11 protein-coding genes are annotated in these 12,762 nt (G+C 62.6%); 4 read left to right on the top strand and 7 right to left on the bottom strand.

Translation table 11 applies throughout. The annotated features are described in order from the left end of the window. Positions 1–9: 9 nt before the first annotated feature. The 3 genes from AC6I97_RS04850 to AC6I97_RS04840 are packed head-to-tail and all read right to left on the bottom strand — an operon-like array spanning position 10 to position 2,683. Complete coding sequence (locus tag AC6I97_RS04850) at positions 10–342, bottom strand: cupin domain-containing protein (RefSeq protein WP_497944228.1); 333 nt, start codon at positions 340–342, stop codon at positions 10–12. Between the two features lie 43 nt (positions 343–385). Continuing rightward, positions 386–1,192, bottom strand: coding sequence for a MoaF C-terminal domain-containing protein (locus AC6I97_RS04845; RefSeq protein WP_224089403.1), 807 nt, complete (start codon positions 1,190–1,192; stop codon positions 386–388). A gap of 39 nt (positions 1,193–1,231) precedes the next feature. Then, positions 1,232–2,683 (bottom strand): APC family permease, encoded by a 1,452-nt coding sequence (locus AC6I97_RS04840; protein ID WP_224089406.1) that lies wholly within the window; start codon positions 2,681–2,683, stop codon positions 1,232–1,234. Between the two features lie 206 nt (positions 2,684–2,889). Here AC6I97_RS04840 and AC6I97_RS04835 point away from each other — a divergent pair, with 206 nt between their 5' ends. Both AC6I97_RS04835 and AC6I97_RS04830 read left to right on the top strand, forming a co-directional pair. Next, entirely contained in the window at positions 2,890–3,480 is a 591-nt protein-coding gene (locus tag AC6I97_RS04835; protein WP_224165575.1) for a TetR/AcrR family transcriptional regulator, read from the top strand. Between the two features lie 145 nt (positions 3,481–3,625). Next, positions 3,626–4,552, top strand: a complete 927-nt coding sequence (locus tag AC6I97_RS04830; protein WP_497944227.1) for an AEC family transporter — start codon at positions 3,626–3,628, stop codon at positions 4,550–4,552. Between the two features lie 78 nt (positions 4,553–4,630). Here the strand turns inward: AC6I97_RS04830 and AC6I97_RS04825 are convergent, their stop codons facing one another. Both AC6I97_RS04825 and AC6I97_RS04820 read right to left on the bottom strand, forming a co-directional pair. Next, a complete protein-coding gene (locus tag AC6I97_RS04825; RefSeq protein WP_497944226.1) occupies positions 4,631–7,267 on the bottom strand; it encodes a trehalase-like domain-containing protein in 2,637 nt (878 codons plus the stop codon). Positions 7,268–7,378: 111 nt separating this feature from the next. Next, positions 7,379–8,368: an LLM class flavin-dependent oxidoreductase gene (locus AC6I97_RS04820; RefSeq protein WP_497944225.1), complete on the bottom strand. Its 990-nt coding sequence runs from the start codon at positions 8,366–8,368 to the stop codon at positions 7,379–7,381. A 283-nt stretch (positions 8,369–8,651) separates the two neighbouring features. On the opposite strand from AC6I97_RS04820, the gene AC6I97_RS04815 reads away from it, so the two are divergent. Next, positions 8,652–9,635: an ABC transporter substrate-binding protein gene (locus tag AC6I97_RS04815; RefSeq protein ID WP_497944224.1), complete on the top strand. Its 984-nt coding sequence runs from the start codon at positions 8,652–8,654 to the stop codon at positions 9,633–9,635. Between the two features lie 90 nt (positions 9,636–9,725). Here AC6I97_RS04815 and AC6I97_RS04810 read toward each other — a convergent pair whose 3' ends face one another. Both AC6I97_RS04810 and AC6I97_RS04805 read right to left on the bottom strand, forming a co-directional pair. Next, positions 9,726–10,655 (bottom strand): threonine/serine dehydratase, encoded by a 930-nt coding sequence (locus AC6I97_RS04810; RefSeq protein WP_309928639.1) that lies wholly within the window; start codon positions 10,653–10,655, stop codon positions 9,726–9,728. A 111-nt stretch (positions 10,656–10,766) separates the two neighbouring features. Next, a complete protein-coding gene (locus tag AC6I97_RS04805; RefSeq protein ID WP_497944223.1) occupies positions 10,767–11,645 on the bottom strand; it encodes a helix-turn-helix transcriptional regulator in 879 nt (292 codons plus the stop codon). Positions 11,646–11,871: 226 nt separating this feature from the next. Between AC6I97_RS04805 and AC6I97_RS04800 the strand changes: the two genes are divergently transcribed. Beyond that, positions 11,872–12,753 carry an aldo/keto reductase gene (locus AC6I97_RS04800; protein WP_497944222.1) on the top strand — a complete coding sequence of 294 codons (882 nt, stop codon included), beginning with the start codon at positions 11,872–11,874 and terminating at the stop codon, positions 12,751–12,753. Positions 12,754–12,762 lie beyond the last annotated feature (9 nt).

Raw genomic sequence — 12,762 nt, 5'->3', positions numbered from 1 at the left:
GCTCCCCACTCAGCTGTAAACGAAGAATTCGATGGTCGGCTTGAGGACAGTCCAGCGGGTCATCGCCCCCTTGGAGAGGGAAGCCATGGAACCTTCCGTGAGCTCAAGACGCTCTCCTCCCTTAACCTCGATGAGCAGGTGGCCGGAAACGACATAAATGGTTTCATCCTGGTCAATCGGTAGGTCGAATGGTTCCGGTGCCTCCTCCGGGGTGACTTTCCAGATGCCTCCGCTCAACGACTCATTCCCGTTGTCGCCCGGGCGGCGAAGCCATTGGACGCTGCCGAGCGCAAAGGGTTCAAACGCTGTGGGGTCAATATGGGCATGGAAGATCCGGGACATGGTGTTGCTCCTGATTCGTAGGTTGTTCTGCGTTGTTGCGCGACTAGTGCTTGTGGGTGTCCTGCGGGTAACCCGTGGTGTTCAGGACGCTGAGCCGTGAGTTGAACGGCAGGATCACCGGTTCCGCGGCGGGATCATCCCAACCGAACATCCGGCCTATGGAGCGCTGTTCTCGAAGGTCAATCAGGAGTACGGCGTCAACCGTCATGACTTTTTCCGTCCAGAAGAAGAGATAAAGGTCCTCTGCAACGGCCCAGGTCATGCAACGGTCAGTATCAGCCAGTCCTGCTTCCCCTCCGCGCACGCAATGCCACGTGAAGGTTCCTTGGTTTAGATAGATGTGCTCGTAGGTTTCGACGTCGCTGTAACGGTAGAAGATGCGTTTTCCGATAAGTCCGGGGGAACGTTGGTGGATTGCGTCCGCGGGACCGTTGACGTTGGAGTGCACGAATTCGGTGGTGCAGCGGACTTTGCTATCCCGGGTAACGAATCCGGACACGGCGGTGGTGACGGCACCGATGTTCCTGTCGAAGACTATGGTGACGTTTTCGGCGTCGGATTTTTCTTCCTTGTGCTGTCCGCGGACGAAATCGATGATGAAGATGCCGGGACGGGCCTCGATGGCCTTGTAGGTGGCGCTCCCCCTTGAAGTGGGCTCGGACCATTCCAGGGTCGTGGCGTCCTGGAAGCGGTACTCGCTGACTTCAGAGTGGTTCGTCGCGAGCCGGAGGGTGGTGCCGGACAACGCGTCCGAGGCCGGCAGGGTCTGGTCCCCAAAGCCGTCGAGCATTGTTGATACCGGCGGCCATTCTTCTTCTGGAATGTAGTCCTGGAGTTCGGTTGTAATCACGTAAGTGGCCCTTTCCTGGGTTTCAGACGATTGAGATGTTCAGACGATTTCGGCGGCATAGTTGATGGTGGGCTTTTGCGTTCCACGAACCAGGCCGGCCACAAAGAAAAGCGGTATGCCAAGGAGGAGCCAGCGTGCTACGTCTCCCGCGCCTCCGAGCAGGACGTCATAGTTGTCCAAGGTCAGGTAGGCGACCACGATGAACGCCAGGAGGGATAGCGCTGGGGCGATGACGGTAACCCAGAGGTTGTCCCGAATCCGGTTTTTGGCGAAGTAGGCGAGGATGGCGGCGGAAGTCAGCAGCAGGATGGAGATGAAGCCCGCCGTTCCCAGGGCCACGAACCACGCGAAGACAGTGGCCAGGGGATCAGCACCGGCCAGCAGGAACGCACTGATCACGGCCAGGACAACCAGGGAGTTGACCAGACCCGCGAGGGATGGTGCCCCGGAATTCGAAACAGAGGACAGTTTGGCCGGGAGCGCGCCGGATCGACCGAGCGCAAACAGGTATCGGGAAAACATGTTGGATAGGCCAAGAAGCATCGCTATGAAGCTGGTGACAACCAGCACCTGCATGGCGACACTCAGCCAGGCACCGGCGCTGGCTTCGGCGAGGTCGAAGATCATGCCGGAGGGATTTTCCGTGGCCACCGCCTGGATGCCGTCGATCCCGATGGCACCTCCAATGGCCCACGTGGAAACAGCGTAGAAAACGCCAACAAAGGCGATGACAAGGTAGGCAGCCCGCGGGATGGTGCGCCGTGGATTCTTTGCCTCCTCGGCGAAGACTACGGTCGCCTCGAAGCTGGTGAAGCAGGCAAAGGCGAACAACAGGGAGATCCCAAGGCCCGGCCCAAAAATGTTCTCTCCCGTGAACCCTGCGAAGGTGAAGATTCCAAGCCCTTTCTGGGCTATCAGGGACCCGACCAGCACGGCAACCACCAGCGTTTCGCCGAGGATGAGCACTCCGAGCACCCTCAGGCTGGCGTCCACGCCTTTCATGGTCAGCCCAGTGGTGAGCGCCAGCACCGCGACAACCCAGAAGTAGACCGGCAACCCAATGCCAGTGAGGCTCTCCACCAGTTGCCCGGCAAAGACGCCGAACTGCGACCACAGGCCGATTTGGAGGCTGAGATAGGTGAGAATTGCGATTCCAGCGCCGCCTGTAGCCCACTTGGTGCCCAGCCCCTTGGCTATGTACGCAACGAAGCCTCCGGCATTGGTGATGTGTTGGCTCATTCTGAGGTAGCCCACTGAAAAGAGCGCTACCAACAGGGCCGCAATGACATAGATGACCGGGGTTGCCGGCCCGCTGGCAGAGAAGATCACGGGACTGGCTCCGACCACGGCTGCCATCGGCGCTGCCGCCGCAATGGCGAAGAAGGCGACGGCTACGACGCCAAGCTTGTCCGCCCTGAGCCGGACGGGGCCCGCGGCTGGAGCGGAATGTTTGACGCCGTCTACGGCGGCGATCTGGCTGGGTTTGTTCATGAGGCTGTTCTTTCCTAGTGCATTGGCGCCATCGCCACTGCGGAGGGATAGGGAGCCCTGCGGCTGGGGACGAATGCCCGGGCGGCGAGGCTGAAGCTGCTCTTGGTGCGGGAGGTGACTCCCGCCACACTCAGAACTATACGTTTGTATAGTTCTGAGTGTCAATGGGTTCCCCTCACTGATTTCCACACCGCTAAACTCGCTGTATGAGTCAGGAAGCACGCAAGTTGCCCTACGGAGACGGCAGGGACGCCTTGCTTTCTGCCGTCGTGGACGTTGTTGGGGAGAAAGGCCTGCGCGGCGTTACCTACCGATCAGTTGCTGCCCGCGCCGGCGTCAACCACGCCTTGGTCACCCACCACTTCGGCTCCATTGAGGGACTCCTCGCCGCCACCATGGAGTGGTCAGTTCAACGGTCCATCGAGGAAACCGGGCTGGCAGGGATCGCGGACTTTGATGAGGCTTTTGCCGACTCACTCATAGCCACGGTCTCCGCGGAACCGGAGCTGCAGCTGTTCCAGTTCGAAATGATCCTTGAGTCCAGGCGCAATCCACAGATTCGCGCCATGGTTGAACGGCTGTACGCGAATTATGTGGGCACGGTGGAAGAAGCACTGAGCCAACGGGGGCTCGATACCAGCGGCGAAGCGTCGCTTGCCATCTTCGCCGCCCTGGACGGCCTCATGCTTCAATTCCTCACCATCAGCGATGCCACCAAAATCCGCTCGGCTGTTACCCAGGTCGGTCGGCTGATATCCGCACTCGAGGCCACGAACGGGCCGGCGGCCAGCAAATAGCGCGCGACGTCGGCGCTCAGGTGAGTGCCGACGTCGCGCGTTGAGTGTCCGTATGACGGAACTCTCGCCAGAAAACGCTTACTCACCGCGGAGATGTGGCTAGGCTGTTGTTCGTGACCCAACGCTTCCCCGCCCGCACGCCCTCATGATCGGCGTCCTGTCCGGGTTCTTCGTGGTGTGGGCCATCATCCTGGTGGGCATGTTCGTCGGGCGGCGCGGGATCCTGGGGGAGAATGCCCGCTCCGTGTTGAGCTCGTTGACGTTCTTCGTCGCAAGCCCGGCCCTGCTGTTTGAAACCCTGAGCAAGGCGAAGCTGCACGAGGTGTTTGCCGCTCCCCTGCTGGTCACCGCGGTGGGGGCCATCATCACGGGGCTGCTGTTTTTCCTGATCGTAAAGTTCTGGCTGAAGCGCTCTATGCCCGAGGCCCTGATGTCGTCTATGAGTTCTTCTTTGGCGAACTCCGCGAACCTTGGCATCCCCATTGCGGTGTTTGTCCTGGGTGATGCGAGCTACGTTGCGCCGCTGCTGATCTTCCAGCTCGCGTTCTTCACTCCCCTGTACTTGATGGCCCTGGACGCGAGCACGAGTTCCCACCGCACCACTCCCCTGCGTTTCCTGCTCATGATCGTGAAAAACCCGATGATCGTGGGCTCGGGGCTTGGGCTTCTGGTGGCAGGAACGGGTTTCCAGGTACCGACGCTCATTCTGGAGCCGATCCACCTGATTGGGGGCGCCGCGATTCCGGCCATGTTGATGGCGTTTGGCATGAGCCTGAATGGGTCAAGGCCCTTGCAGAAGGATGCCGGCCGCCGCCTGGACACTTTGCTGGCCAGCGGGTTCAAGCTGTTCGTGCACCCTTTAATCGCTTACGTTTTTGCCCGTTTTGCCTTGGGGATGGACGGCCACGCGCTGTTCGCCGTGGTGGTGACGGCAGCACTCCCTACGGCCCAGAACGTGTTCGTCGCCGCCACCCGCTACCGTGCGGGCGTCACCGTTGCTAAGGACACCGTGCTCATCACGACAATCGTCGCCGTGCCCGCGATGATCGCCGTGGCCTTGCTGCTCACCTGATTGCCCCGCCTCCCCAACTAGGTCGCAATTGAGCGCGTTTTGGGCGCTCAAAACGCGCTCAACTGCGACTCAGTTGGGCTACTCCACGTCTGCGCTGGCCAGGTAATGGTCCAGGAGCTGTGCACACCGGATGAAGCCCAGGTGCGAGTACGCCTGCGGGTGGTTCCCCAGGTGCGTTTCCGAGGCAGGATCGTACTCCTCCGGCAGCAGGCCAGTAGGACCGAACAAAGCCACCAGCTGGTTGAACAGCTCCAGGGCATCGTCCAAGCGGCCAACAGCAAGGTACGCCTCGATCAGCCAGGTAGTACAGATGTGGAAGCCGCCCTCCAAACCCGGCAGGCCGTCGTCGTACCTGTACCTAAAGACGGTGGGACCCACCCGCAATTCGCGCTCAACAGCCGTTACGGTATCCAGGAACCGCTGGTCCTGGACATCCAGCAGGCCGGACAAGCCGATATGCAGCACTGCGGCATCCAGGTCGGGGCTATCGTATGCGACGGTGTAGGACCGCGCGGACTCGTCCCAGCCCTTCCGCAGGACTTCCTTCCGGATCCTGGCGGCTGTCGGCGCCCAGTCCTCGTGTGGCACACGACCATGCAAAGCAGCAGCCCGCAAGGCCCTGTCCAGCGTCACCCAGCACATGACCTTGGTGTAAACGTGGTGCCGTGGCGGTCGGCGCGCTTCCCAGATTCCGTGATCCGGCTCGTGCCAGCGGGCAATGACGGCGTGGGCCATCTGCTCCATCAGGAACCAATGCTCATCCGGCAGGTACCCGCGCCGCTCGCCAAGATCATGAATCAGCTCGGCAATCGGCCCGAAGACGTCCAGCTGCACCTGGTGGTCGGCAGCGTTCCCGATCCTCACCGGACGCGAACCGGCGTAGCCTGGAAGGCTCTCGACGATCGCTTCCGTGGACAGCGGGGCACCGGTCACCGAGTACAGCGGGTGGAGCCACTCCGGCCCGGGCGCAGTTTCCAGGATGCGGCCAAGCCAACGAAGGAACCCGTCGGCCTCCTCTGTGGAGCCCAAGCTCACCAAGGAATTTACGGTCATGGACCCGTCGCGAAGCCAGCAATACCGGTAGTCCCAGTTGCGCGTCCCGCCAATTCCCTCCGGCAAGGAGGTAGTTGGCGCCGCAAGGACAGCACCCGTGGGCTCATGCACCAGCGACCTCAGAACCAGCGCCGAGCGCCGCACCAGCGCGGTCTTGATGGTGGGCAGCTGCAGCGTCCTGACCCACTCCCGGGCGGACTGCCCGACGGCGGCACGCCGCGCCGGCTCTCCAACCGGGTCCGCGGGTGGCGGCTCTGTGTCTCCGCAGCGCAGGTTCAGCACAACGGGACCATATTGCAGCGGCACTTCCGCGGTGGCAGTGGCGTACCTGCCGTCGCTGGTGATCTGGAAGGCAACCCCCGGCGCCGAGAGGATGATGGGATCCGAGGTGCCCATGATGTGGACTTCCTCGCCACGGATCTCCATGCTGAACGGGGCGGTGGCATAGTCCGGCCGGGGCGCGAAGACTATCCGGGCCGTGCCCGTGCCGGACAGAACACGGACCAGGCTGGTGATGCCTTCAGGCGCGGGCTCAAGATAGTCCGTCACCGTGACGTCGGCCCAACGGGTCTCCACGATCATGGTGTTGTCCACATAGCGCTGGGCGAGTACCTGCGAAGGTTTGACTGGCTCGATGCTGAAGTGGCCTGCCGGCTCTCCGCCCAGGATATGGGCAAACAGGGACCCGGAATCCGGCAGGGGGTGGGTCATCCAGCAAACCTTGGCGTCAGGGGTGAGCAACGCCGTCGACGTGCCATTCCCGATCATCGAATGCCGCTCGAGCCCCACGGCGTCCTCGCCGAACAGCCACGCCCGCCGCAGTTCAAACAACAAAGCCAACACACGTGCAAAGGCTTCCGGGTCCGGAATGGTGTGTGCCGCCGTCGTACTCCCGGGCCCGACGTGAAGGCCGAGGTCAGGGCCGCGCAAAGTGGCGAGCGCCTTTTCGTCGCTTTCGGCGTCGCCCGCGTAAAGTGCAGCGCTCACACCCAGGCGCGAGCGAAGCTGCTCCAGGGCCTGGCCCTTGGCCGGTTCCTCAACGGTAAGGTCCAGTACGGAGCCGTCGATGATGAAGTAGAGCCCGTACTCAATGGCAATCTGCTGGGAACGGAAGATGACGCGTTCCACCACTTCCGGCGTCGCGGGCCGGGTGTGGACAGCAACGCCCACCGGCTTGCGGACGATGCTGATGCCCTTCTCGAAGGCGACCGCTTCAGTCAATGCCGTGGCCACCTGCTGGAGCAGGGTTTCCGTGGCCAAGGACAGGGTGTACGCATAGCCCATGTCGAACTCCACGCCGTGGGAGCCCACCAAATGAACCTCTGCCGGCAACCTGGACACCGCAGCAAGGTCGCGCAATGACCGGCCGGAAATGATGGCCGTATGCGTATTGGGAAGTGCTGCGAGGGCACGGAGAGCCACAGCGGCACTGTCCAGGGGCAGGGTCTCGGTGGAGGTCCCTTCAGCTGAACAAAGAGTGCCGCCATAGTTGCACGCCACCAGCAGGCCCGGGACACGCGCAATGGCCCTAAGCTCCGCCATCAACTGCGGCGTGATGCCCTGCTGCGCGTCCGTCCGGAGCAAGGTGCGGAGCAGGCCAAGCGGCAGCGAGTTCATCAGCAGCGCGGAGTCTGCGGCTGACTGGTTTAAGGGCGTAGGCATAGCGGATCCTTCCACTGCAGATAGCTATAGTCTCCGCCTGTGGAGTTTCCGCGTCATGCCTGAATCATTGCAAATGCGTAAAGCTTTCGAATTTATTTTCGACGCCCGCCCTTACGCGCTGACAAGCCCCGCAACCTCGGCAACCAGTTCCACCGACCGCAGGCGTTCCTGCGTGCCAATGCTCTGGTGGGCAACGATGAGTTCGTCCGCATCGGCGTGCTTCGCGAACTCGTCAAGGTAGTCGCGCACAACGTCCGGCGTGCCGACTGCGGAGTACTTCATCATTTGGGAAATGTGCTGGCCTTGCGGGGAATCCAGAACCATATCCGCTTCGTCATCCGTGAACTGCCGGCCGCCGCCAAAGAACAACGAGACACGGGCACGCTTCACGGCGAGGTGGATCGCCTGGGCCTCGGCATTGCTGTCCGCTGCAGTGACGTTAAGCCCTGCGATCACGTGCGGTTCGGACAACTGTTCCGAGGGCTTGAAGTCCCTGCGGTAAATGGCCACGGCATCCTGCAAGGCGGCGGGCGCGAAGTGCGAAGCGAAGGCGTAGGGCAGCCCAAGCTGCGCAGCCAGCTGTGCTCCAAAGAGCGAGGAACCCAGGATGTACAGCGGCACGTTGGTGCCCTTGCCCGGCGTCGCTTCGACTCCCTGGATGCGGGTGGGTCCGGTGAGGTAGCCCTGCAGTTCCAGGACATCCTGCGGGAAAGCATCCGAGGACGTATGGTCGCGGCGAAGCGCACGCATGGTGTTCTGGTCACTACCCGGGGCGCGGCCAAGGCCCAGATCGATGCGTCCCGGGTGCAGCGTCTCCAAGGTGCCGAACTGCTCGGCAATGGTCAGAGGCGAGTGGTTCGGAAGCATGACGCCACCTGCACCAAGCCGGATGGTGTTGGTGTGGGCTGCGACGTGAGCGATCAGCACGCTCGTAGCCGAGGAAGCGATGGCTGACATGTTGTGGTGCTCGGCGTACCAGACCCGGCGGTAGCCCAGCTCTTCGGCCTTCTGCGCCATGGCCACGCTGCCGGCGAGGCTTTCCGCCACGGTCTGGCCCTTTCCGATGGTTGCCAGGTCCAGGATGGAAAGAGGAACAGTCACGGGGATGCCTTTCGGTACGTTTCGCGGCACCCGCACTGTTGGTTGGCGGGCACTCTAGCGACAACGACGGCGGTCCCCGGCTTATTTCTGTGAGTTGCGTCGCGCAGGGGCTTCTTCCGGTTTCCCCGGAAGCGTTTGTGACCTCGTTCGACTCCCGATTAACCGCAATTACCCCCTGTATCCCAGCGTTTCAGACTGCTTTGACCGCGTTCCCGCCCTGCTGGATAGTTGCAGCCACAAGTACGCATCTGACGTCCCAGTGAGGGATAAATAAGGGGAAACCATGGCACGTTTTGCAGCCAAGACCGGCCTGGCCGCGGCGCTGGCCGCTACGGCTCTACTGGGGCTCGCCGCCTGCTCGGATCCGGGCGCGACGGCGGCGACAGCACCGTCGTCGGGCTCTTCTTCAAGCGCCGCCGCCAAAGACTTCAACCTGTCACCCGAACAGGACCGCATCAAGGTGACCGTTGACTCCGCAGCCGCGGCCCTGGTTCCGGAGGCCATCAAGGCCGATGGCAAACTGACGGTGGCCTCAACCGGTGGAACCCCGCCGCTGAGCCTGTTCGCTACGGACAACAAGACGCTGATCGGCAGCGAGGTTGACCTCGCGTACGCCATCGGCGAGAGCCTTGGCCTGCAGGTTGAAGTGCTGCCGGTGGCATGGGCCGACTGGCCCCTCGGCGTCGAGTCGGGCAAGTATGAGGCCGTCCTCTCCAACGTCACGGTCACCGAAGCACGCAAGGAAAAGTTCGATTTCGCGACCTACCGCAATGACCTCCTGGGTTTCTATGCCAAAGCCGATTCGGATATTTCAGAGGTCAAGGAAGCCAAGGACGTCGCCGGCAAGCGCGTGATCGTCGGTTCAGGCACCAACCAGGAAGCCATCCTGGTGCGCTGGGACGAGGAGAACAAGAAGAACGGCTTGAAGCCGGTTGAGTTCCAGTATTACGACGACGACTCCGCCTCCCAGCTCGCCCTCCAGTCGGGCCGCGCGGACCTGACGTTCGGGCCCAACGCCTCCGCAGCCTATAAGGCAGCGAAAGATGGCAAGACCAAGGAAGTGGGCACGCTCAACGGCGGCTGGCCACTGAAGGCTGAGATTGCGTTCACCACCAAGAAGGACAACGGCCTTGCTGCTGCTGCGCAGGCTGCCATCAACCACCTCATCAAGGACGGCAGCTACGCCAAGATCCTGGACCGTTGGGGCCTGTCCTCCGAGGCCATCCCTGCGTCCGAACTGAACCCGGCAGGCCTGCCCAAAAAGTAGGAACCGCTGTGGCAGGGCAGACCTGCCGACGTCGAATCCCCGCCGGACACCAACCGGCGGGGATTCTTGCGCCGGACGCCCTGTACTGTCCTAGAAGTGCGCGGGATCCGTATTGGCCCCGCAGAGAATGACGGCGACAGTCTCGCCGTCCTTGGGAACGTACGCTCCCGAGAGCAGGGCGGCGTAGGCTGCAGCCGCTCCATGTTCCACCACCATTCGGTACTCCTCCCACAGCTTGCGGCGGGCCTGGACAATGTCTTCGTCGCTGACCAGCACGCTCTGCACGCCCGTGCGACGGGCAACGCCGAATCCGATCTCGCCAATTCGCCGTGCGCCCAGGGAGTCCGCGGCGATCCCGGAGACCGCCACATCCACAGGCTCTCCCTTGGCCAAGGCGGTGTGCAGCGTGGGAACCGTCTCAGGCTCGACGCCCACCACATGGGCCCGGCCTTCAACCGCGGCGGCAATGCCGCCCATCAACCCACCGCCGCCTACGGCAACCAGGATGGTATCGACGTCGGGCAGTTCGTCCAGCAGTTCCAGGCCAACGCCACCTGCGCCGGCCACGATCTCGGGCTGGTCATAGGCATGGCAATAGATCGCCCCGGATTCCTCGGCGAACTTCACGGCTGCAGCGTAGGCCTCGGCGTACTCAGAACCTCCTTGGACCACCCGGGCCCCGCTGGCGAACAACTTGTGGACCTTGGCGGCGGGCGCGGCCTCGGGGACGAACACGGTGGCAGGAACTCCGAGCTTGGACGCCGCGTAGGCGTTGGCCAAGCCCGCATTGCCGCCGGACGCCACCACAATGCCAACCTCCGGGTTCAGTTCGCCGTTCTCCCCCGCCGTGAGCAAGCGGTTGAAGGCGCCCCGGGCTTTGAACGTTCCCGTGTGCTGCATGTACTCGCACTTGAACCACAGGTGATACGGCTCCTGGTTGCCGCTCTCAACCACCGGTGTGTGCCGTACCCAGCCTGCCGTCCGTGAGTATGCTGCTTCTACTTCTTCACGTGTGACCATCGTGTGCTGCACCTTTCGTCCGTCTCATCCTATGGTCCGGGCGGATCATCCTATGGTCCGGGCGGACGCCTGCCCTGCGACCCCGCAGAATGGTCAGCACTGTTGACGGGTTCATTTCTTCTCGTTAACTGCCGCTTCCGTAGTTTCGCGTTGGGTCGCTACCCAGCTGGCGAGGACTTTCAGGGCGTCCTCTGAGGTGGTGTTGGGGTCGGCGGTATAGACGTTGATCCTCAGCCCCGGGTCTGCGGGCAGCTCAAGGGCTTCAAAGGTGAGATCCAGGTCCCCAACCACCGGGTGGTGAAGCCGTTTGCGCCCAGTGCGGTGATACTTCACATCGTGCCGGGCCCAGCGGATGCGGAATTCTTCGCTGCGGGTGGAGAGTTCACCAATCAGGTCCGTGAGGTCCTTGTCGTAGGGATTTTTCCCTGCTGTGGAGCGCAGAACCGCGACTATGTCATCAGCTGCCCGTTCCCAGTCGGCGAAGAACTCCCGGGCTTTGGCATTCAGGAACGTGAAGCGCGCACTGTTGGGCGGTTTGGTTTCTTCGGCCATCAAATCCATGTACAGGGCGTTGCCCAGCTCATTGGCGGCCAGGACGTCCCCGCGGTCGTTGCGTACCCAGGCCGGGGCAGCGGTGGCGTCAATGACGCGCTGGACACTGGGCCTCACTGTTTGTGGGCTGCGCTTGCGCCTCACCCGGGGAGCTGCTGTGGCTGCGCGGGCCAAGTCGTAAAGGTGGGCGGTCTCCGCGTCGTCGAGCTTCAATGCCCGACCAAGTGCTTCAAGGACACTGTCCGAGGCGCCGGAAAGGTTTCCCCGCTCAAGGCGGATGTAGTAGTCGATACTCATGCCGGCGAGCATCGCGACCTCCTCGCGGCGCAGCCCCGCTACCCGCCGGTTGCCACCGTACGCGGGAAGCCCGGCCTCCTCAGGGGTGATCCTTGCGCGGCGGGAGGTCAGGAACTTCCGCACATCATCGCTGTGTGTCATGCCCTCCACGCTACGCCGCGGCTCCCAGGCGAGGGAGGCTCTGGCGTTACCCGGAACCCACCAGGCCCCACTTCAAGGGGGTAATGGCATGCACTCCCACGGAATCTCCGCCCGGTGTTGACTGGAAATACGCCCACACGGTGAAGCACAGAAAGTGCCCGCCCACACCTAACAAACCCGTCCACACGCAACGACCCGTCCACACGCAACGACAGGAACAGGCAACATGAACATCACACTCAATAACGGCGTCGCTATGCCCGCACTTGGCCTGGGCGTCTTCCAAAGCGCCCCCAAAGAAACGACGGCGGCAGTGGAGGTCGCGCTTGCCACCGGCTACCGGCACATCGACACTGCCGCAGCCTACGGTAATGAGCGCGAGGTAGGCGAAGGCATCCGCAAGTCCGGCCTGGACAGGTCGGAGGTCTTCATCGAGACAAAGGTCTGGGTCAGCGACTACGGCTACGAGCAGACCCTGCACGCATGGGACAAAGCTGTGGGAAAGCTCGGCGTCGAGTCCTTGGACCTGCTCATTCTGCACCAGCCGGCTCCAGACAGGTTCGAGAAAACCATCGCTGCCTACAAAGCCTTGGAGACGTTGCTTTCTGATGGCCGCGTCCGGGCGATCGGTGTCAGCAACTTCATGCCGCACCACCTGAAGGAGCTCCTCGCGGCCACCGACGTTGTTCCTGCGGTGAACCAGATTGAACTGCACCCGTACTTCACCCAGCCGGACGTTCAGGCTGCGGATGCCGAACATGGCATCCTGACCCAGGCGTGGTCACCGATCGGCGGGATCACGTTCTACCCGGGGTGGGGCGAGGAACGCAGGAACGTCATGGACGATCCCACGCTTGCCGGCATTGCGCAGGCACACAGCAAGAGCCCGGCTCAGGTCATGCTGCGCTGGCACCTGCAACAGGGCCGCTCCGCCATTCCGAAGTCGACCAACCCGTCACGCATCGCCGGGAACTTCGATGTGTTCAACTTTGAACTCAGCGTTGAAGAACTCGCAGCCATCGACGCCCTCGACACGGGCAACCGCAACGGCCCGGACCCGGACATAGCCCGGGAAGAGCGCTTTGCCATGGTCATCCCCGAAGCCTGATCGCCCCAT

Source organism: Arthrobacter sp. TmtSoilC48, from assembly GCF_059739425.1.
Note: the sequence above shows the minus strand (reverse complement) of the source record. Positions and strands in the feature narration are given on the sequence as shown.

Bases quoted from the DNA above. Each gene is read 5' to 3' on its own strand.
- AC6I97_RS04850 (WP_497944228.1), bottom strand. From the start codon at position 342: ATGTCCCGGATCTTCCATGCCCATATTGACCCCACAGCGTTTGAACCC.
- AC6I97_RS04840 (WP_224089406.1), bottom strand. From the start codon at position 2,683: ATGAACAAACCCAGCCAGATCGCCGCCGTAGACGGCGTCAAACATTCC.
- AC6I97_RS04835 (WP_224165575.1), top strand. From the start codon at position 2,890: ATGAGTCAGGAAGCACGCAAGTTGCCCTACGGAGACGGCAGGGACGCC.
- AC6I97_RS04830 (WP_497944227.1), top strand. From the start codon at position 3,626: ATGATCGGCGTCCTGTCCGGGTTCTTCGTGGTGTGGGCCATCATCCTG.
- AC6I97_RS04825 (WP_497944226.1), bottom strand. From the start codon at position 7,267: ATGCCTACGCCCTTAAACCAGTCAGCCGCAGACTCCGCGCTGCTGATG.
- AC6I97_RS04815 (WP_497944224.1), top strand. From the start codon at position 8,652: ATGGCACGTTTTGCAGCCAAGACCGGCCTGGCCGCGGCGCTGGCCGCT.
- AC6I97_RS04810 (WP_309928639.1), bottom strand. From the start codon at position 10,655: ATGGTCACACGTGAAGAAGTAGAAGCAGCATACTCACGGACGGCAGGC.
- AC6I97_RS04805 (WP_497944223.1), bottom strand. From the start codon at position 11,645: ATGACACACAGCGATGATGTGCGGAAGTTCCTGACCTCCCGCCGCGCA.
- AC6I97_RS04800 (WP_497944222.1), top strand. From the start codon at position 11,872: ATGAACATCACACTCAATAACGGCGTCGCTATGCCCGCACTTGGCCTG.